We start from the raw sequence: 20,348 nt of genomic DNA, 5'->3' as shown, positions 1-20,348 counted from the left end.
AACTATGTTAAAGCCAAAGATTCTTATCGCCGATGACCATATTCTGGTAGCCGAAGCCTGCAAGAAACTGCTGGAACCGGAATATGAAGTAGTGGGGACCGTCTGCGATGGGCGCACTCTGGTTCAAACAGCCGCCGAACTCAAGCCCAACGTCATCCTCGCGGATATTGGCATGCCCATCCTGAATGGCCTCGATGCTGGACGACAGATCAAGGAAGCCATGCCGTCCATCAAGATCATTTATCTCACCATGAATCCGGACATCGAACTGGCGGCTGAAGCGTTCCGTCACAAAGCTTCAGGCTATGTGCTAAAAACGTGTGCGGCGTCGGAACTCCTGGTGGCCGTTCGCGCTGTGCTGCGCGGAGGCACGTACCTCTCCCCGACGATCTCAAAAGAGTCTGTTGGCTTCCTGGTCCGCCAGGGCGATGAATGTATTGCCGAATCAGAACGCCTGACGGAGCGCCAGCGTGAAGTGCTTCAGCTTCTGGCTGAAGGAAAATCCATGAAAGAGGTGGGCGCCATACTGAACGTGGCAACCCGGACCGTGGCTTTTCACAAATATCGTATGATGGAGCAGCTGAAGCTCAGGACAAATGCCGAACTGGTACAGTTTGCGATGAAACACCACCTGGTTTCAGCTTAACCGCGTTAGAATACGAGTCTCACAAAATGCTGCACCCGGGCTTTGCTGCTTCAGGTTGCCCGGAAAGAAAGCGCACGGTTCGGACGCAAGAATTTTTGCCTGGTCAGATTCTGACCACGCATCTCCAAGCATCTGAAAGTGTTGATTTACAGTTCTGGGCTTTCAGCAGCTCATCGCTGATCCCGCCTACGGGGAGCAGTAATGCCAGCACCAAGAGTGATTCTGGTCGATGACAATCCTGAGTTCCTGGAGCGCACTCGAACTCTTTTGATGCAAGACTTTCACGTGATCGCCTCTTTTGATGATGGCCATGCCCTGATCGCCGCCTGGAGCGAATTGAAACCAGATATTGTGGTTTCAGATATTTCCATGCCTCCGCTCTCCGGTCTTGTCCTTGCCCGCAAGTTAACGGAACAGGGCTACTCCGGCCCAATCGTGTTTCTCACGATCCACAATGAGCGGGACTTTGTTACCGCGGCGCTGGCGGCCGGCGCATCAGGATATGTGCTGAAATCACATATGACGAGTGAGCTCATTCCCGCGCTGAATGCCGTGCTTTCCGGCGAAAAATTCTTTTCTGCGTCGCTATTGCACTGAAATTGCGGCACCCAAATTTTGCGGCGCTTTCAGCCACCCCCGGTAGTTTTAACAGTAGGCATCCGTATTGGGCGGATTATGCTTAAACATGATGTCTCCTCACCAAAGACCGGGTACGGAGCAGTATTCCAGAAGTTCTGAAGCTGTCACTGAAAAACCGCGGCTGCTTCTGGCGGATGACAATACCGCCGTCCTGAATCATGTTTCTGATTTTCTCGCAAAAGATTTCCATATCGTAGCCGCCGTCACTGACGGGGAATCCGCTCTACGCACCTACCATGAACGCCAGCCAGACTTGCTTATCCTGGACATTTCTATGGGAAAAGTCGGCGGCTTGGAAGTGGCTCGACTCCTGCGCGAGAGCGGGAGCCAGTCGCCCATCGTCTTTCTTACCGTCCATCAGGAGTCGGACTTTATCAGCGCCGCACTGACTGCGGGCGGATCAGCATACGTGGTGAAATCCCATCTGGCCAATGACCTGGTTCCTGCGATCCATGCCGCGTTGTCTGGAGAGCGGTTTATCTCTCCGTGCCTTTTGAATCACTTCTCATAAGGCCGCTGCCGCGGATTCCCGTGAACCAGCCAAACTTATTCAGGCGGTGGACTGACGGAAACCATGCCTGTTGAGGGTCCTCAACTCACACTCAGCACTCTCATGCTGGGCTGCTGCACTGCCGATGCTGATTTGCTCAGCTTGGCGGTAATGGTGCAGTTGCGGCCTTTGGCTTTTGCCTTGTAGAGCGCCTGGTCGGCCATGCGGAGCACTTCTGCCGGGGCAAGTTTGTCGCCGTTGGTTGCGGCCAGCCCAATGCTTACTGTTACGTTGGTTTGTTTCCTGGCACCGCGACCGATTCCGCTCTTCCCTTTTCTGCGCCGGTCCGCGCCGCGCACGGTGAAGACCGATTGCTCAATCACCCGCCGCATCCGGTCAAGGTAAACAAACACTTCCTCTGAAGATTTATTCGGGAACACTATGGCGAATTCTTCTCCGCCGTAGCGATAAGCTTTTCCGCCACCGGTAATGTGTGACAGCCTGGACGCCACGAGCCTCAACGCCTGATCGCCCGACTCATGGCCGTAACTGTCATTAAATTTTTTGAAGTGGTCAACATCCAGCATGGCGATGGAGTATGTATCGCCCAGTTTGAGCAGCGCTTCATTCAACGACCTGCGGCTGGGAAGCTGCGTCAGCTCGTCCAGGTACGCCATGGCGTAAGACGTTTCAATTAACGCCACGATCAGCGCCAGCCCACCGGCGGCGAAGTAAACTCCGTCCAGATGGCTTGTGCCCGCGGCGTGTAGCGCGATAAACGACGCTACAACGCTCCACAACAAGCTGCTTTCCACCGCTTTATAACGACGCAGCAGCAGGGCCGTCATCACGGTTATCGCCAGGATAAACGCCAGCAGCGCCGGCTGTGACAAGCGGCTCCACTGCGAGAATATCAGTGGGATAAATGCGCGCCTTAGCTGCGCGGCAATATGTGCCACGGCAGGCATGCACAGAATGGCGACGCTCATCACCTGCAAAGCCACCATCGCAAGGCGACGGCGGCCTGCGGGTGAAATAATTCCGCGCTCACGCAGGAACGCCAGCACCAGCAGGTTCAGCGGCAACAGGATGGCGATTGCGTTAGCTACGATCCTGGCGGAATCCACTGATAGACGTGGCATCACCCATGCGAAAGCGCTTTGCGCCAGAGCGATCACCAGCAGCGCAAAGAACAACCGGCTGCGCCGGAAAAATGCACTGACCGCCAGCCCGATACCGAAGACCGTTACGGGAAAAAACTTGACCAACGATGATTGCGGATCGGCCAGCACGCCTACGCGGATCAGAAGCGCGGAGAAAACCAAAAGAAGGCTTCCCGGCAGAGTCAGCCGGTACAAAATGGTGAATATTTTTCGATTGACCTTGATCACTGCGCCGCGCTCCCGGTTTGCAGATTGAAGGGGTGCCGAATGAAGCCGAGCTTTTGTTAAACCATTTGGTTACAGCAACTTACAGACAGACAATCCATAGCCTGATAGAAAACTATATAGAGACCGCGGCACTCCATAACAGATGCCAATAGTGCCATGGCCTATTTCTCTCCTTTATTAAACTCCTGGGTACCTTGTGCCGCTAAACCAGGTCCGCCAACCGCAACGCACCAGCCCAGATACGTGCGAAAACAACTTCCGCCATGTAGAATTCCCGCTGAGAATTTCAAGGCAATTTTTTGCAGAATGAGTCTGCACTATAACTGTCAGGCCTTGCCGCGCGGGACATTGCGCGGACCAGGCAGTGGCTGAATTTTCCCTGAGGTGAAAGTCGCATGAAATACGCTGCAGAGTTGTTTGGCACATTTGTTCTGGTCTTCGCCGGGTTGACCACAGCCGTGATCGCTGGCGGAAAAGTTGGCAATGTGGGCGTTGCCATGGCCTTTGGGCTCTCTCTGCTGGCCATGGCATTTGCCGTGGGCCCAATTTCCGGCTGCCACATCAATCCCGCCGTCACTCTGGGGATGTTGGTCAGCCGCCGCATGGGGATCAAAGAAGCGGCCGGCTACTGGGTGGCCCAGTGCGTGGGCGCGATTATCGCCTCCGCCATAGTGCTGTTTATAGCGAGCGGTGCGCCGGGCGGCTCCATTGCATCATTGGCTGGCGCGGCCAATGGTTTTGGCGAGCATTCTCCCGCCAACTATTCCATGGCAGCCGCTTTTGTGGCGGAAATGTTTCTTACCTCCCTGCTGGTGTTTACGGTCCTTGGCGCCACAGATGATCGGGCCCCGGCGGGGTTTGCCGCAATCCCTATCGGCCTGATCCTCACAGTTATTATTCTCGCCGGCATCCCGGTCACCAATGGATCGTTTAATCCTGCCCGCAGCATTGGACCCGCGGTGCTGGTGGGCGGATGGGCCATACAGCAACTTTGGCTGTTCATTGTGGCGCCGATGTGCGGCGGCGTTCTCGCCGCTGTGCTTTATAAGACCATCCGCGTGCCGGGCCCGCTCATCTCTGCCAAGCAGGCGGAGCAGGCACTGCCCAGCCATCGTGCTGAACGTCGCCAAAACAGCAAATAAAATGTCCGGCGCGGGGTTGGTCCCGCTCCGCGCCCATGTCTTCCCAGACGGTAGAGCGCGGCACGGCTGCCGTCTGAGTAAGAAAAGGTAGCCTTCCCAAGGCGAAGCGGGAGCGAGCAGCTAGCAATTAGCCATTAGCAATTAGCCTTTGTATCTGGGTACGCCCATGGTTATGGCGCGCAGCGCGCAGAAGAATAACTCTGTGGCGCACCTACGGCGCTCGAGTTTCATTTTGCAGCCTACGTTCCACGAAACTAGAAAAGCTAATGCAGAGTGAGTTGTCGGGCCGAGTTGTTTTGCGACATTGCGCGAAAATGCGCTCCAACGGTCATCTAATCCAATCATCGGCCAACTGCATTGCTACGCATTTTTTGTCTTGTCTCAACAGATAAAGGCTCGTTGGTGATGGCATCGAACTGTTGGAAACCCAAGAGAAGAATCCGCCCAAGATTCTGTCCGGTACCGAATCCGTAGGTGTTGCATTCTTTGAATCTCTGCATACCAACTCGAAGAGGTTCCACACACCGAGTTTGTGGGGGTAGTTTTTGGGCAGCGCAACAATTGCAAAATCAGCACCACAGTGCAAATACATGTGACACTTCAGGATGTCGCGGAGAATTTTCTCTTGATTCGTTTTCTCGATTTCAACAGCTATGGTGCGCCCAGCATATTCGAAGGCGAAATCCAATTCTTGGGGAACCCCCAAGGGAAGCGGAAAATCAACGGACAATGCCCCAAGGGCAACGATGCTCTTTTCCAGGGCCTTATCCAGGTCGGACATCATCTGCCCTGGGTTTCGCGAAGGATCTGCGACGCTGAGAACATAATCAACCCTCTTAAGATGCCCTAGGAGTGTCGACAAGAAATCATGCGCTATACCGTCCTTCGGGTACGTTTCGAAGTTTCCAAGGAAAGCTGGAAATGTGACCATGATGTATCTCGACCAATCTGAATCATAGGCAGTCAAATGCGATTTGTCTGTTGCCTTTTGATGGTGATCAGAATACCGGGAATTTCAAAGCCCAAGGAAATTTTTTGTGGATGTGCCGCACCTACGGCGCTCGAAGTCATTTTTCCCGTTTACCCGCCCTTCCGGCTTCCTGCCCAAAACGCGCAAAAGCGGCGCGTTCCGGGGCCCGTTCGCATGCGCTCGCCTTCAGCGCGGGCTAATCTGTGGGCGCGCCTCCGGCGCTTCCCTGCCTACATGGTATCGAAACCATGTACACCTCGACCTCAAGAAACCCATCTTGCGGTGGCAGGGCAAGCCCTCTATCTATCAGCCCACCCAAAATACACCTTCGCAATCTAACCATAGCTTTTTCACAAAGCCCTTGTGACGAAAGGGATGGTACCAATGAAGTCCCATAATGGGAAGCAACATAATATTTTTTAGTTTACTTAGATCATATCTATCAAGGCAAAGCCTACAATGTAGACAAACTCAGTAGTTAAATGTTCGTTCACTATCTCACTATAGCTTCACAACCTGAAATAACCAGGCTGAAGAAGTAGCTGCATACCAGCATGCAGAAAGCAAAGGCTTGGCGGGCGTGGTGTATGCATCAGATCGCAACTCTAGAAAGCATCCAAGGAAAAAGGACCTCCTCTATGTATAGAAAATTTCTCTTTCTACTGCTGGCAATAGCCATACTATCAGTGCATGCCAGCGCCCAAGCTACCACGACCCAATGTACTTCTGTCTCCGTTCCAGCGGGATGGGTATCCGTTAGCTATTCGACGAACTCAGGCTGCGGCGTCGGAACCAACAACCAGAGAACGATTGAACAGATTTCAACCTTGTCCACGGGAGCCAGTGTAGGAGCGTGCAACGACGGCCTGCCAATTCCCTCGGGATGGGTGATTACCGGGTTTCCAGCTAGCTCCGTCTGCGGCTCCAACACCGCGGAAAGCCTCTTCAACATCAACGGCGAGTCATCCGGATTCTCCGTAAATAATGTGTGCTTTCAATCGACCATTCCTGCCTTCTGGGTGATCACCGACACGCCAACAATCAGCGCTTGCGGAAGCGGTACAGGAACTGGCCGCAACATCCTGAATGTGGCGAATTTACCCACGGGGATCCAGGAGACCGTGTGCCGCATCAGTACCGTTCCGTCAGGCTGGTCTGTGATCAGCACGGGCAGCAATTCAACGTGCGGAGGATCCAGCGGCAGCGGGTATGAAGTGATTCAAAATAATAACGTGCCGCCGCCGCAGCCGATCCATGCGACCATGCAGAGCGACGGGAATTTTGTTGTCTTTAATTCTTCCGGCTCGGCAGTGTTTTCAACAGGAACGGCCGGCACCGGCGCAGTGATCATTCGAGTACAGGATGATGGCAATCTTGTGCTCTATAAATTCATATGGCAGGCAGGCACCTATGCAACCCCAGCTCCGGGCCCATTCCCGCCACAAACCTGTAAGATTGGTACCCTTCTCCATGCCCCGCAGTTCATGTTTGGCGGCCAGTGTATTGTTTCACCCAGCGGACAATACATGTTCTATGTTGACCCCAGCGGGCTTACCTTTATCTACGACATCGCACATTCTACTGGAACCTGGGCAGCGCCAGGAACCGGAGGAAACGCAGGCGACTATGTCCTCCTTCAGACGAACGGCAACCTGGTTGTCTACAACTCGGCTGGTACGATAGGTTTGTGGAACAGCGTAACGACAGGCTCCGGCGCTGATCTGCTCAACATGGAAAACGATGGACGAATCATTCTCTATGCCCCTGTCTGGAATGCAGGTACTTCACGGGGATGGGACACTAACAGCTATCCCCACCCGGCATGCGACGTCGGGCCTGGAACAGGATCGACCGGAGTACTGGGTGTAGGCCAATGTTTTGTTTCACCGAATGGAAGGTATGAGCTATTGATGCAGGATAACGATCACGTAGTGCTTTATGACCAATCCGTGAGCCCGCCGGCAATTCTGTGGACGAGCTAACTCTTCAGCGTTCACAACTAACAAAGGCAAGCTCGCGTGTGGAGTATGCGCGGGCTTGCTTTCCGTCAGTTCCAGCATGCCAGCCACCTCGCAAAAAGCAACTCATGACTATGCGGGAAGCGGCTCCCGCTGCACCTCTATGGATACCCAATGTGTCCGAAAGCATTGATTCTGGACTCAGCCATCCCTGAAGGGGACTAATCGGGCGGGACTGGAGTTTCTCCCTGATGCAGCCTGTTGAAGGATGCATCCTCGGGGTGCTTCCACTCCCATCCCAATGCGCGAAAACCGCGCGCGTTGGGGACCCCGACCCGGGACGCCACCAATACGGCCCAAGATGTCCTGTTTCCCGCCCGAGGACTGGCCGAAAATCCCATTGACTGCCGTATTTTTTTCGCCGATAATGCAAGGCGAAAGACCGAGAGCGGCATCGGCGGGAAAAACCCTTGAACACCCGGAAAGGCCAGCAACCCTGCAGTCTGCGGGCCATCGTTGGGTCCACAGTTACCGCGGCCTCATGTGGTTTGAATCAGCCCCTTAAAGTTGCGGGCTTTCGTGTGTTCAAACCGATCCCAATACAAGCACTTAGCAATTAGCCATTGGCAATTAGCTGTTGGGCTCTTAGCTATTGGCTGTTGGCTTTGTGATCCAGCAGGAGATTTGATCGCCAGCTACCGCCAGGCAGCAGCGGAGCCGGTCCCTCACCCTGCGGTCTCACCAAAGGCTCGACCTCGGGATTCGGGATGGCATGTCGTGGGGGATAGGTGTTACTGGAATCGGATGCAGTGCAGATGAGGCTGTCTGGGAAGAACTCCCTGATGCGGCATGTTAAAGGATGCATTCTCGGGGTCCTTCCACTCGCCCGAACTCCTCCGTCGTCCGGACTCGGTCAGGATGACAGGGTTATTGGGCATGGGTGACGTTGGAAGCCTGGTTGGGATAAGGGATGGCTACCGCGAAGTAGCAGCGGAGCAGATCCTTCACCTGCGGTCTCACCAAGGTTCGACCTCGGGATTCAGGATGGCATGTCGTAGGGGAGGCTGGGTTCACTTTGAGAGCTGCTATCGGCAGGTTGGCATTCACTATCTGGCTTTATATAAGGAGCAGGCCGTGAGCAAAGAAGAAATCCTTGAAGCAATCAAGAAGATGGCTGAAGAGCTGGGCCGCGCGCCGAGCCTGCCGGAGCTGAGAGACAGGAGCGGGATCAGTCCGCGGCAGGTCAGGAGAAATTTTTTATCGTACACGGGCGCGCTCAAAGCATGCGGCCTGGAAAGAGGAGGCGCCGGATACACGACGCCGATGGATGCCCTGTTTAAAGACTGGGCGGAGCTCACGCGGAAGCTGGGCAGGGTGCCGAAGATTGGCGAGTACGAGATGTACGCAAAGTACAGCGCCAAGCCACTGCTTACGCGGTTTGGGACATGGGGCGATGTCCCGGCTGGGCTGCTGTTTGCCGCAGAACAGCAGGGCTGGGAAGGCGGATGGGAAGACGTACTGGAGGTGGCGCGCGTCCATTTACGGGACGCGGGGAAGGCGGTAAGGAGGTCAAGGACGGCCAACAGGACGCCAAACCAGCCCAAGATCATGAGAGACCGTCCAACCTATGGGCCTCCGCTGATGAAGGTGCCGCTAGTGGGCCGACCAATGAGCAGGGCGTGCTGTTTCTGTTTGGATCAATTGCCGAAGACCTGGGATTTGTGGTGACTCGAGTCCAGATCGCGTTCCCTGACTGCGAAGCCATGCGCGAGGTTGCGCCCGGCGTATGGCAGCCGGTGGACATTGAACTGGAGCAATACAGCCGGAATTTTGTTTCACACATGCACGATCCCAACAAATGCGATTTGATTGTGTGCTGGGAACATAACTGGCCGGAGTGTCCGATTGAAGTAATTGAGCTGAAGACGGAGTTTGAACGGCTGCAGAGAGAGGGCAGGAGACGTTCGCCGCAGATTGACGCAGATGAGCGCTGATGAGGAAAATCGGAAAAAACTTAACCACAAAGGACACGAAGGAACACAGAGGAAGATCGGGAGATCGCGGGTGATCTGGTGATCTGGTGATCGGCAAAACAACACCTACCACGGAGACACGGAGAAGGGAGGAGAAAAAGGCTTGCCGCGGATTTACGCGGATGAACGCGGATCAGGAAACCGGAAAAACCTTTAACCACAAAGGACACGAAGGAACACAGACGAAGATCGGGAGATCGCGCGTGATCGGGTGATCGGAAAATTCAAAATCGGAAATCGCCAGCCCCCGTGGTGGCAAGTCGCTGTGGAACCATTTAATATGTCCTGCGACCAAAAGTTACAAGCTCTTGCAGACCAGCTGCTGGATATGAGGTGGAGCAAATGAAGAAACAAATCAACGTGACCGTGAATGGCGTGACGCACCAGAACGAAATTGAGCCGCGCCTGCTGCTGGTGCAGTACATACGCGACGTGCTGAACCTGACCGGCACACACGTGGGATGCGAAACCTCTTTGTGCGGCGCATGCACGGTGATGGTTGACGGGCAGGCCGTGAAGAGCTGCACGATGCTGGCGGCGCAGGCGGACGGATCGACGGTGACGACGATTGAAGGGCTGGCGCAGGGCGGCGAGCTGCATCCGGTGCAGAACGGTTTCTGGGAACATCATGGGCTGCAATGCGGATACTGCACGCCGGGAATGATCATGGCGGCAGCGCAGATTCTGCAGCGCAATCCTGATCCCACGGATGAAGAGATACGGCACGGGCTGGAAGGAAATCTGTGCCGGTGTACTGGATACCAGAACATTGTGCAGGCGGTGCAGTGCGCGGCTAAGAAGATGAAATCGAAGAGCGTGGCGCGGTAGAGGAGGGTTCACCGCGGAGACGCGGAGAAAAGCAACTGCTTACCGCGGATTAACACGGATAAACGCGGATTAGGAAAACGGAAAAAGCTTGAACCACAAAGGGCACTAAGGAACACAAAGGTGGATCAGGTGATCGGAAAAGCAAAGGCATACCACGGCTTAACACGGATAAGCAGGGATTAGGAAAAGCGGCCATGATTGAAATCCGAGCTTAAGAACCAAGAACCAAGAGCCAAAAGCTAATGGCCAGCAGCTAGCAGCTAGTCGAGAGCGACGGGAAACTTAAAGAGGCGATATATGGAAAAGACAGTTGGCAAACCAATCAAGCGCACGGAAGATCCCCGGCTGATTCAGGGGCTGGCGCATTACGTTGACGACATTCGCCTGCCGGACACGCTGCATGCGGCGTTTCTGCGCTCCATTTATGCGCACGCTCGGATCAAGAGCATTGACACCACGGCGGCGCAGAAGCTGCCTGGAGTGGTGGCCGTCTATACGGGTAAAGACACAGCCAAGATTGGGCCGGTGCCGTGCGCGGCGGCGTTGCCGGACTTGAAGGTGCCGGACCATCGTCCGTTGGCGGGCAACAAAGTTTATTTTGTGGGGCATCCGGTGGCGGTGGTGGTGGCGGAAACAAAATCTGCCGCGCGTGACGCCGTGGACCTGATTGAAGTTGACTATGAAGAGCTGCCGGTGGCGCTGGATGAAGAAAAAGCCGCGGACGCAAAGAGCGCGGTGATCCATGAGCAGTTTGGCACGAACGTGGCTTACAAGCTGACGGCGGGCGAGGGCGATATTGAAGCGGCGCTGAAGAGTGCGGACAAAGTGGTGAAGCAGAGAATCCTGCACAAACGCCTGGCGCCGATTGCGATGGAACCGCGCGGCGTGCTGGCGAGATATTTTCCGGGCGAGCAGGAGCTGACGCTGTGGACGTCGACACAGATACCGCATTTGTGCAGGACGCAAGTGGCGATCATGATTGGCATGCCGGAAAACAAGCTGCGGCTGATTACGCCGGAGGTCGGCGGCGGCTTTGGCTCAAAGCTCAACGTGTATGCGGAAGAAGCGCTGATGGGATGGATTTCCATGCAGCTCAATCGTCCGGTGAAATGGATTGAAGGCCGCCGCGAAAATATGCAAGCAACGATCCATGGGCGCGGGCAGACTGGGTACATTGAGATTGGCTTCAAGAAAGACGGCACGCTTACCGGTCTGCGCTACAACGTGTTTGCCGATATGGGATCGTACTTCCAACTGCTGACGCCGGCGATTCCGACGCTGACCGGGCTGATGCTTTCTGGCTGCTACAAAATTCCGGCGATCCAGATTAACGTGACCGGCGTGTTTACGAACAAGATGTCAACCGATGCTTACCGCGGCGCGGGACGGCCGGAAGCAACATATGTAGTGGAGCGCGCGCTCGACCTTGTAGCTGCGGAGTTGGGGATGGATCCGGTAGAAGTGCGGCGAAAGAATTTTCCGCAGCCGAATGAATTCCCTTTCAAGACCGCAACCGGACTTTTTTATGACAGCGGCAATTATCAAGGCGCGCTGGATAAAGCGCTGAAGATGGCGGATTACAAGAAGCTTCGTGAAGAGCAGAAAGCCGCGCGCAAAGATGGCCGCATTATGGGGATTGGCGTATCGACCTATGTGGAGATCTGCGCGCTTGGGCCTTCTTCTGCAATGCCGGCGGGCGGCTGGGAAAGCGCAACTGTCCGTGTGGAGCCGACGGGAAAAGTTACGGTGCTGACAGGAGCTTCTCCGCACGGCCAGGGCGAGGAGACTTCTTTTGCGCAAATCGCCGCGGACGAACTGGGCGTGGCAGTGAATGACGTGACGGTGATCCACGGTGATACCGCCATCGTGCAGTACGGCATTGGCACGTTTGGCAGCCGCGGGCTTGCAGTAGGCGGAGTCGCGGTGTATATGGCGATCCAAAAGCTGAAAGACAAGGCCAGCAAGATTGCGGCGCACGTGTTGCAGTGCGAGAAGGCGAGTTTCGTTGACGGAAAATTTTGCGCCGATGGGAAAGCCAAGGGCGAAGTGGGCGCGCCGTCGATGCCGGTGGGACAGGCTCCCGCAGCGGCTTTGCCGGAGCCGAATACAAGCGGAAAAACTTTGACGATGATGGATATCGCGTTGGAAGCGCACGTCGCCAAAAACCTGCCTGCGGACATGGAGCCCGGACTTTCCGCCACGGCTTTTTACGAGCCGAAGAACTTTACGTTCCCGTTCGGCACGCATATTGCAGTGGTGGATATTGACCCCGACACCGGCGAAATCCATTTCCAGCGTTACGTCGCGGTCGATGATTGCGGCAAGCAGATCAATCCCATGCTTGTGGCTGGGCAGGTCCACGGAGGAATTGTTCAGTCGATCGGCCAGGCCATGTTTGAAGAAGTTGTGTACGACGAGACCGGCCAGCTCGTCACCGGCACGCTGATGGATTACGCTCTGCCCAAAGCTGTGATGATCCCACATCTTGAGCTTGATCACACAGAAACGCCGTCGCCGGTGAATCCTCTTGGGGCAAAAGGGGTAGGTGAGGCTGGGACAATCGGAGCGACACCGGCAATCGTGGCCGCAATCGTTGATGCGCTCTCGCCTTACGGGGTTCGCCACATCGATATGCCCATCAAGCCGGAAGTCGTCTGGCAGCTCATCAAAAACGGTCCTAAAAAGAATTCAGCAGGCGCCGCGTAAGCGCAGGAGACTCACATGATCCCAGCAAGTTTTGATTACATCGCCGCCAAGTCCCTCGACGAAGCACTCTCGCTCCTGGCCAAGCACAAAGATGACGCCAAGATTCTGGCTGGCGGACACAGCCTGCTCCCCGCCATGAAGCTGCGTCTCATGCAGCCCAAAGTTCTCATCGATCTCGGCCGCATCCGCGACCTCTCCTATATAAAGGAAGATGGCGGACAAATTCGGATCGGCGCCATGACCACGCACTTCCAGGTTGAAATCTCCGATCTCCTGCGCCGCTCCTGCCCGCTGCTCCCTGAAACCGCCAGCCACCTGGGCGATATGCAGGTGCGCAACAAAGGCACCATCGGCGGAAGCCTTGCTCACTCCGATCCCGCGGCTGACTGGCCTGCCGCCATCCTCGCGCTCGACGCAGAGCTTGTCGCCACCAGCGCCAAGGGTGACCGCGTAATCAAAGCCGCTGACTTCTTCGTAGAAATGCTCACCACTTCCCTGCAGCCTGGTGAAATTCTGCGCGAAATCCGCATTCCTGCCGCTAAAGGCAAACTCGCGCAGGCTTATGTCAAGGTTCGTCATCCAGCTTCTGGATTTGCGGTCGTCGGCGTCGCCGTCAATCTCTCCATCGACGGAGGCAAGTGCCAATCGGCTGCCATCGGAATCACCGGTGTCTCTCCCAAGGCGTACCGTGCGAGCAAAGTTGAAGGCGCGCTGAAAGGCAATGCGCTCGATGCCAAGACTCTCAGCGCCGCTTGCGCCCACGCTGCCGCTGGAGTCGATGTCAATTCCGATCTCTACGCTTCAGCCGAGTACCGCAAGCAACTGGCAAGTGTCTATACGCGCCGTGCGATTGAAATGGCGGCAAGCAGAGCAAAATAAAACGTATTAACCACAAAGGCGCTAAGGAGCACGAACGAACCCAACGAATCACAAAACTCCCTCAGTGATCCTCTGTGTCCTCCGTGGTAAAAGTTTTTTGTTTTTGTAAAGCTGTTAACCACAAAGAACACAAGCCAGCACGATGGAATCGCAAGATCAAAACTCCTTCGTGATCCTTTGTGTTTAAAAATTTCCCATGAAGATTGAAGGCACTCAGAAAATCGCCGCACCGCGTGAACGCATCTTTGCCGCGCTGATCGATCCTGCCATCTTGCAAAGGTGCATCCCTGGCTGTGAGCAGATGGAAAAAACCGGGGACAATCAATACAAAGCCAAGCTCACCGCTGGAGTCGGCCCTGTGAAAGGCGTTTTTACCGCCACGGTCTCGCTTCAGGATATCGTCGCACCGGAGCACTACAAACTCGTCGTCGAGGGCAAAGGCCAGCCGGGATTCGTAAAAGGCTCCGGCGAACTTAATTTAAAAGACGCTGATGGCGCAACTGAAATCCAGTACACAGGAGACGTCAACATCGGCGGCCTTATCGCCAGCGTTGGCCAGCGCATGATTCAAGCCACAGCCAACATGCTTGCCGCGCGCTTCTTCAAGGCCCTGGAAGCCGAAACCGCCTCAACCAATCCTGCCTCTTCCACCGGAACCTGAGCACAGTTCAGCCCTGGCAGAGTGCGAGGAATGCAGCATTGCTTCATTTCCCCGCGCCTCCGCAGTGTGATTCTGGTTTTTCCCGATCACCCAATCACCGGGGCGCCCGACACGCGCAGTTTTCGCGTGTTGGGGTGGGATCATGGCGATCACCCGATCTACCTTTGCGTTCCTCTGCGGCCTTTGCGGTAAAAGGTTTTCCACTTTCGGCGACGTTTGGCAATTTTGGCATTTCTAGCAATGTTCCTGATCCGCGTTTATTCGTGTCAGTCCGCGGTAAGGTTTTTGGTTTTCTCCGCTCCTCCGTGGTGAAAATTCCGTCTTTTTGTAGGGCTAGCCGCCACTCTTCCCCGCTCCATTCTCTTCCAGTCTTGCCCGTCTCCGCACTTCCGTCACGCTCTGCTCCACCAAAAGTTCCCCATCGCGGAACACGGGCTTCAGCCTGTCTTCCGGATCTTCCACTCCCCGGCGCGCCCGCACCGTGCTCCACTTGCCATCTTTCAAGTACAGGGCCAGCCGCCCACGTTTTGAAGCTTTGTCGTGTCCTTCCACAGGATCTTTAAACACGTCGCGGTCTTCGCCATCCACCGTCACGTTGGAACATTTGAAAGCAAACTGCTGCGTATCGCGATTCAGTTGTTGCAACAGTGCGCCACCCATGCCAAACGTAATGTTGTCCGCCGACCATCCAGCGCGATTCATCGCCGTAATCGCGTCCTGAATCGTCCAGTAATTCACGCCATCGCCCTGGATCACGCGTATCTTCGGGTTCAACACGCGATAGCCCTTCGCATTCGTCTCATAGCCAAACTTCGCGCCCAGAATGTCCAGCACCTTCAGCACCACCTCGCGCGGCTTGCCTGAATCAGGCCGCACCACCAGCGTTCCCTGCCGATGTTCAATTTTTTCGCGTAGCAGCGTGCCCCAGAGTTTTTCACACGCTTCATAAACGTTATAGGAATCGCTCACTACGGCCACTAAGCCCTGCGGAAATTGTGTGAGCATATTTTCATAGGCTTGGTCTTCATTTTCGCGGCCCCACGCGGTAATCGTCGAATGCTCCGCCGCCGGAATGCTGAATCCTTCCATCTCTTGCGACTGATAAAACTCCTGCAGCACGCGGATGCCCGCCACCGTATCCGTGCCTTTAAAGTTGATCAGGTGCGCCGCCGCGCCAATGCCGGCCGTCTCCTCGCTTGAGACGCCTCGATAACCGAAATCATGCAGTTTGAAATCGATCAACGACGGATCGCCCGAGCGATGCAGCGCATCCAGGATCACCTTACGTATCCCTCGTGAAAGCGTCGCTACCGTGATCGGGTACCACACCTTCAGCAGCAGAGTCTCAAGATAATTCGTCAGCCAGTAGCAGGCAGGGTCGGTATTTTCAATCGTCATCAGTACGTTCTGCACACCCACTGAACTGCCTTCCGGCACGGCCTTAATCTCTACCGGCAATCTTCCGCCCAGATCACGAACAATATGCATCCATCCTTCAACGTTGAACATGCCAGGCCGAATGTGGCGATCAACGAAGTCCCGTGCTTCCCCCACGTCTTCTTCCGTCACCACGGTGCCGCACAAATATCTCAGCAGGTAATATTGCAGGCCAAAGAAAACCGTCTGGGAAAACATTCCGCCGCGCGACTCCAGATAGCTGTAAACGTACTGCGTCCCCGGCGGATACTGCTTCCAGTGCGTGAACTTATAGCTGTCGGTTTGCAGGACCAGGTTTCCAGATAAATGGGTTCTCGATAAAATGTCGCGTTGCTCTGTCTTGGGCATGAGTGTGCATGGTCTCATGCAAGGTGAGTTTGAGGCAATCGTGGCATGGTGCCCGACAGTCGATCATTCCGTGTTGCCGATAGGTCGATAGTGTCCTAGCTAGGTTTAGAACTACTCATAATTCGGCAAAATGACAGAAAAGGCGTTTATTAGAATATATATTGCGCTGCTCTCCGAGCTTTTAATTTGCATCGACATCTGCGTTCGCGGGTGCTACATTCTTCTCACAAGAAAGCTTTAGCCGGACGACGCCTGCCGCATGAGCACGTCGAACAAGACATTTCCGCATCGGCTCATGCGTTGCTCAGGTTACCAGTGCCCGCGGCAATCTGCAGAAGATGGTAGCCGTTTTCTGCCGCGTCGGGTAAGGGTAATTCCAGTCGACTGAGCTAGCTCTCGCTTTGGGAGAAACACCATGGATGACAGTCGGCAGGGCGGAGGTCATTCCGCCGCAGCCGCCGCGCTGGGATTTTACTATCAAGCGTTCTTTGCGCTGCTTACGCTACTCGGACAGAACACCGATAATGCAGCAGTGGCGATCGAGCAGCTCGATGACGTAGAACTGAAGGCCGATGGTCACACGCTTTTGTACCAGCTGAAGCATTCGATGATTTCAGAGCCGCCGGCGATCAGCGTTAAATCTAAGTCTCTCTGGCGTACGATGAAGGCCTGGATCGATATTCTGCCGGCAGTGACGCTATCCGAAACTACCTTTCACCTCGTCGCCGTTGGCAGCATTTCGCCCGATAGCTCGCTTAACGCTCTGAGGGATAGCGATGCAGATCGTGCGGAACTCGTTGCGGTAATTTTAGAAGAAGCGCAGCGGGTGATTGACAGTCGCGCTGCTGCTGAGAAATCCAAGAATCCGCTGCCGTACGCAGATCGTGTGGATGGTTGCCGCGCCTTTATCGCACTCTCAGGAGCGGAGCGGCTGAACCTAATGCGCCGCGTGAAGATCCAGCTTCACAGCCCAAATATCGCTGCGATTGAGGATCTTGTTGCCGACCATTTGAAAATACTCCCCGCCGAGCAGCGGCCGAAGGTAGCGCAGCGCTTGATCGAATGGTGGGATCGCCAGATTGTTTACTCCCTCTGCAACAAGCGGCAACGTGTCATATCGAGAGCTGAGTTGCAGCATCAGGTAAGTGCCATCGTGGCAGACATTCAGCAGGGAAAGCTATTGGCGGAATTCGAAACCGTGAGCCCGCCTGATGATTACCAGCCGGACAGCTTACTCGCTCGTCAGATCAAGCTCGTTGACGGTACGCCGTCCGACCATTCAAAAGCCATTCGAGAGGAGTGGAAGGCCCGCGAACAACGCTCGAAATGGCTTAACAGTAACCCCGCCATGGGGCCGGTTATCAATGAGTATGACAGCATACTGGAAGAACACTGGTCAGATCGCCATAAGCAGATGTCGGAGCGCTGCGCCGAACTTGAGCACAAGGAGAAATGCGCGTCCGGATTGAAGATACTGCGCTGGACACACGAAGAAGCCCCCAACGTGGTGCGTCCAATTGCCGAGGGTTGGAACGCCGCCTATTACGTCCGCGGCAGTTATCAAGTGCTTGCGATTAGCCTGCAAGTTGGCTGGCATCCAGAGTACAGGAAGCTTCTTGGGGAGAATGGATGACTGCCCACGATATCTACTCCGAGACTAACCCCGCATTTTGTGCATACGCTTTGGCTGCCTTCATAAAAACATACCTTTCCATAAATGCGAACGGGCCGGAAGTTCCAGTTGCCTATCTCTCACTGCCTCTTGCCTTATCCGGCGACTTCGACAGCGCCTTCTTGGGAACAAACAAGAATACCGGTTTACTCGAGTGGTTGGAGCGCAGTCCGCAAGTGCAAATCGGTCTCGCCGAACGCGTCAACGGCTCTATAGATATTGTCACAGAGGCGATTCGCTTCGGATGCTTTACGCGTGTCCTGAAGTTTGGTGAGGGTGCCCGCCTTGGTATCGGTGATAGGAAAATCAAAACAAGCGTGGCGAAAGCCCTAGGTGAAGAGCCGGGCCAGGTGCTTAAGCGCGCCGCTCGGCTTGGCTATTGGTTCGCAAAAGCGGGGTCGACTCGCGCGGTCTTCCACATGATGGGGTTCACAGTATGATTCGCTGGAACATTGATAACATTTTTTTTCTTGGAACATCCGGCCAGCGGCGCGATGTGAAACTCGAATCCGATGCCGTTAACATAATTACTGGCGCATCAGGCACCGGGAAGTCAACGTTGATCAAGGCAATCGATTATTGCCTTGGCTCGAACACGTGCGAACTTCCCGTACACGTGCGTAGGCGCAGCGTAGCTGTCGGGGTCAAGTGGATAGCCGGAGATGCGGAGATGATAGTGGGCCGCATCATTCCGCCTGTAGGCCAACGTGCTAGTACGCACATGTTCGTGGTGGCCGGCCGCAATCTACCCTTGCCGAGGAATCTAGATGACTTCGACGGTGCGACCACAATTGAGGCGGCTAAATCTTTTATTGAGCGGGCGTTTGGTATCGGCGACTTGGCGGGCGAACCAAATGAGGAGGGCGAAGAACGAGGACGCGCCACCTTACGCCATGTGACTCCATACCTTTTTGTCACGAAGGAAGTCATCTACAGCGAGTCGGTCCTACTCCACGGGTTGGAGAAGGCCGACAAGGCCCACGACATTGTCGCAGCCATACCCTATTTCCTACGTGCGACGGACGAAGCTAGCGGCGTCGACGAGCGGAAGCTACGCAGGCTGCAGCGGGTACTCGAAAGAGAAAGAGCACGTGAGCGCTCGCGGGCAGCATCTGATAGTGCACTCAAGCAGCGCGCATTTGGTCTAGTAGCGGAGGCTGTCCGAATAGGGATATCTGCCGCATTATCTGAACAGGCTTCCGAAGCAGACTTGCTGGCGCACCTAAGAACGATTTCAGATACCCAACTCCAAGCCAACTCCTACCCGGCTGAGGGTGAACTTGGAACACTACATACCCGCCGGCGCGAAATTTTGGAAGCCGTAGGTATAGCGCGCCGTCAATTACAAGCGACGCGAGACGCTGTTCGGGAAGCAACAGGTTTCGAGGGCGCAGTCACGCGCCAGCGCGACAAGTTGATGTTAGCCGAACATCTCCACCTCCAAGATATTTCGGAAGTTTGCCCTGTTTGTCAGGCTCCTTCGGAGCTTGGACGGGAAGCAGCACGGGCATTGCAGTCCACCCTGCGTACCGTGCGAGCGGAGAGTGCGGCGGTTGAAAGAGTGAAGCCGAGACTAGTTGAGCATGACCGGACTCTCGACGAGGCAATTACCGCGCTCAATGGTGAGTTACGCCGGGTAGACGACCAGATCCAAAGTTGGCTTCGTCAGAGCGCGGAAACGCGGCAACTTGCTAACATTGCGCAACTCCGAGCGCATCTGTTAGGCCGGATCTCCTTTTTCCTTGAGACTAGCGCAGACGAGCCGCGCCAAGTTTCGCGAGACTTGACCGTGCTCAGGGCGGAGATTGCTGAGCTTGAGGCGCGCGTTGATCGCGAATCCAAGGCGATCAAAGTCCACCGGGCAGAGATGAAGATTTCGCAGTTTGCGTCTGAGGCATTCGCTGTCTTGCCAACTGTCGCTCCGTGCGTCGGTGCCGAACTCGCTTTCTCCTCTCACGTGCCCGAAGTTGCGGTTATCGAAGCCGGGAGTCAGGCAGTTCTGCGGATGCCTGATGTGGGTTCGGATCAAAACTACCTGGCCGTGCACATTGCATTATCATTTGCGCTGCAGCGCTACTTCGAAACAGTCGAGGCACCCGTACCTGGGCTGCTCATACTGGATCAAGTGAGTCGGCCATATTTCCCGACACGCGGTGAGGACGAGGATGAAACTGAAATTGTGGGCCGCGAAGAGGATGAGGACATGCAAGCGATGCGCAAGCATATCGACTTCCTTTTCACCGAAACCGCACGGCGATCGGGCTTGCAGGTTCTGCTTATTGAGCACGCATATTTTGCTGATGATGCGCGCTATGTAGCCGCTACCCGGGAGCGTTGGAACCGCGCTTCAGGCAAAGCGCTAATCCCGCTGGACTGGCCCGTGCGCGCCGACGTATAAGCGCCGCCGATTAAGCGCTGTAAACATACTGCAAACCTGCTTCGAGTGCATGAAGTTGCACTTCAGTTTACAGAACAAGGAGTTAATGATGGGCAGCATTAGGCGCAGCGAATAAAACGCCAGCAGCGCGCCAGGCCATGGTCACAAGAC

At 55.2% G+C, this 20,348-nt stretch carries 17 protein-coding genes; 14 read left to right on the top strand and 3 right to left on the bottom strand.

What is annotated here, in order from left to right:
- The first annotated feature begins 4 nt into the window (after positions 1 to 4).
- The 3 genes from LAO76_08350 to LAO76_08340 all read left to right on the top strand — a co-directional run bounded on the left by LAO76_08350 (position 5) and on the right by LAO76_08340 (position 1,796).
- The gene (locus LAO76_08350) at positions 5 to 646 is read left to right on the top strand and encodes a response regulator transcription factor (protein MBZ5490927.1); all 642 of its coding nucleotides are present in this window, start codon (positions 5 to 7) and stop codon (positions 644 to 646) included.
- A gap of 201 nt (positions 647 to 847) precedes the next feature.
- Entirely contained in the window at positions 848 to 1,243 is a 396-nt protein-coding gene (locus LAO76_08345; GenBank protein MBZ5490926.1) for a response regulator transcription factor, read from the top strand.
- A gap of 88 nt (positions 1,244 to 1,331) precedes the next feature.
- A complete protein-coding gene (locus tag LAO76_08340; protein ID MBZ5490925.1) occupies positions 1,332 to 1,796 on the top strand; it encodes a response regulator transcription factor in 465 nt (154 codons plus the stop codon).
- 80 nt (positions 1,797 to 1,876) lie between these two features.
- Here the strand turns inward: LAO76_08340 and LAO76_08335 are convergent, their stop codons facing one another.
- Positions 1,877 to 3,166, bottom strand: coding sequence for a GGDEF domain-containing protein (locus LAO76_08335; GenBank protein ID MBZ5490924.1), 1,290 nt, complete (start codon positions 3,164 to 3,166; stop codon positions 1,877 to 1,879).
- Positions 3,167 to 3,561: 395 nt separating this feature from the next.
- Between LAO76_08335 and aqpZ the strand changes: the two genes are divergently transcribed.
- A complete protein-coding gene (gene aqpZ / locus LAO76_08330; protein ID MBZ5490923.1) occupies positions 3,562 to 4,308 on the top strand; it encodes an aquaporin Z in 747 nt (248 codons plus the stop codon).
- Between the two features lie 328 nt (positions 4,309 to 4,636).
- On the opposite strand, the gene LAO76_08325 is transcribed toward aqpZ, so the two are convergent.
- On the bottom strand, positions 4,637 to 5,239 hold the full coding sequence (locus LAO76_08325) for a hypothetical protein (GenBank protein MBZ5490922.1): 603 nt from the start codon (positions 5,237 to 5,239) through the stop codon (positions 4,637 to 4,639).
- Positions 5,240 to 5,916: 677 nt separating this feature from the next.
- Here LAO76_08325 and LAO76_08320 point away from each other — a divergent pair.
- The 7 genes from LAO76_08320 (at position 5,917) to LAO76_08290 (ending at position 14,343) form a co-directional block, all read left to right on the top strand.
- Positions 5,917 to 7,260 (top strand): hypothetical protein, encoded by a 1,344-nt coding sequence (locus LAO76_08320; GenBank protein MBZ5490921.1) that lies wholly within the window; start codon positions 5,917 to 5,919, stop codon positions 7,258 to 7,260.
- A gap of 1,020 nt (positions 7,261 to 8,280) precedes the next feature.
- Positions 8,281 to 8,964 (top strand): hypothetical protein, encoded by a 684-nt coding sequence (locus LAO76_08315; protein MBZ5490920.1) that lies wholly within the window; start codon positions 8,281 to 8,283, stop codon positions 8,962 to 8,964.
- Positions 8,916 to 9,230 carry a hypothetical protein gene (locus LAO76_08310; protein MBZ5490919.1) on the top strand — a complete coding sequence of 105 codons (315 nt, stop codon included), beginning with the start codon at positions 8,916 to 8,918 and terminating at the stop codon, positions 9,228 to 9,230. The genes LAO76_08315 and LAO76_08310 overlap by 49 nt, the downstream gene beginning before the upstream one ends.
- A gap of 381 nt (positions 9,231 to 9,611) precedes the next feature.
- A complete protein-coding gene (locus LAO76_08305; GenBank protein ID MBZ5490918.1) occupies positions 9,612 to 10,097 on the top strand; it encodes a (2Fe-2S)-binding protein in 486 nt (161 codons plus the stop codon).
- A 297-nt stretch (positions 10,098 to 10,394) separates the two neighbouring features.
- Positions 10,395 to 12,803 (top strand): xanthine dehydrogenase family protein molybdopterin-binding subunit, encoded by a 2,409-nt coding sequence (locus LAO76_08300; GenBank protein ID MBZ5490917.1) that lies wholly within the window; start codon positions 10,395 to 10,397, stop codon positions 12,801 to 12,803.
- Between the two features lie 15 nt (positions 12,804 to 12,818).
- Entirely contained in the window at positions 12,819 to 13,682 is an 864-nt protein-coding gene (locus LAO76_08295) for a xanthine dehydrogenase family protein subunit M (protein ID MBZ5490916.1), read from the top strand.
- Between the two features lie 196 nt (positions 13,683 to 13,878).
- On the top strand, positions 13,879 to 14,343 hold the full coding sequence (locus LAO76_08290) for a carbon monoxide dehydrogenase subunit G (GenBank protein MBZ5490915.1): 465 nt from the start codon (positions 13,879 to 13,881) through the stop codon (positions 14,341 to 14,343).
- A 333-nt stretch (positions 14,344 to 14,676) separates the two neighbouring features.
- Here LAO76_08290 and LAO76_08285 read toward each other — a convergent pair whose 3' ends face one another.
- Positions 14,677 to 16,128 carry a nicotinate phosphoribosyltransferase gene (locus LAO76_08285; GenBank protein ID MBZ5490914.1) on the bottom strand — a complete coding sequence of 484 codons (1,452 nt, stop codon included), beginning with the start codon at positions 16,126 to 16,128 and terminating at the stop codon, positions 14,677 to 14,679.
- Positions 16,129 to 16,543: 415 nt separating this feature from the next.
- Between LAO76_08285 and LAO76_08280 the strand changes: the two genes are divergently transcribed.
- The 3 genes from LAO76_08280 to LAO76_08270 are packed head-to-tail and all read left to right on the top strand — an operon-like array spanning position 16,544 to position 20,198.
- Positions 16,544 to 17,761, top strand: a complete 1,218-nt coding sequence (locus LAO76_08280) for a hypothetical protein (GenBank protein MBZ5490913.1) — start codon at positions 16,544 to 16,546, stop codon at positions 17,759 to 17,761.
- A complete protein-coding gene (locus LAO76_08275) occupies positions 17,758 to 18,240 on the top strand; it encodes a DUF6521 family protein (protein ID MBZ5490912.1) in 483 nt (160 codons plus the stop codon). The genes LAO76_08280 and LAO76_08275 overlap by 4 nt, the downstream gene beginning before the upstream one ends.
- Entirely contained in the window at positions 18,237 to 20,198 is a 1,962-nt protein-coding gene (locus tag LAO76_08270; GenBank protein ID MBZ5490911.1) for a DUF3732 domain-containing protein, read from the top strand. Before LAO76_08275 ends, LAO76_08270 begins: the two co-directional genes overlap by 4 nt.
- Positions 20,199 to 20,348: the final 150 nt, after the last annotated feature.

It is taken from the genome of Terriglobia bacterium, from assembly GCA_020072645.1.
Lineage (GTDB): Bacteria > Acidobacteriota > Terriglobia > Terriglobales > Acidobacteriaceae > Angelobacter.
The sequence above is the reverse complement of the archived record's forward strand: the minus strand, read 5'-3'. Positions and strand labels throughout refer to the sequence as shown.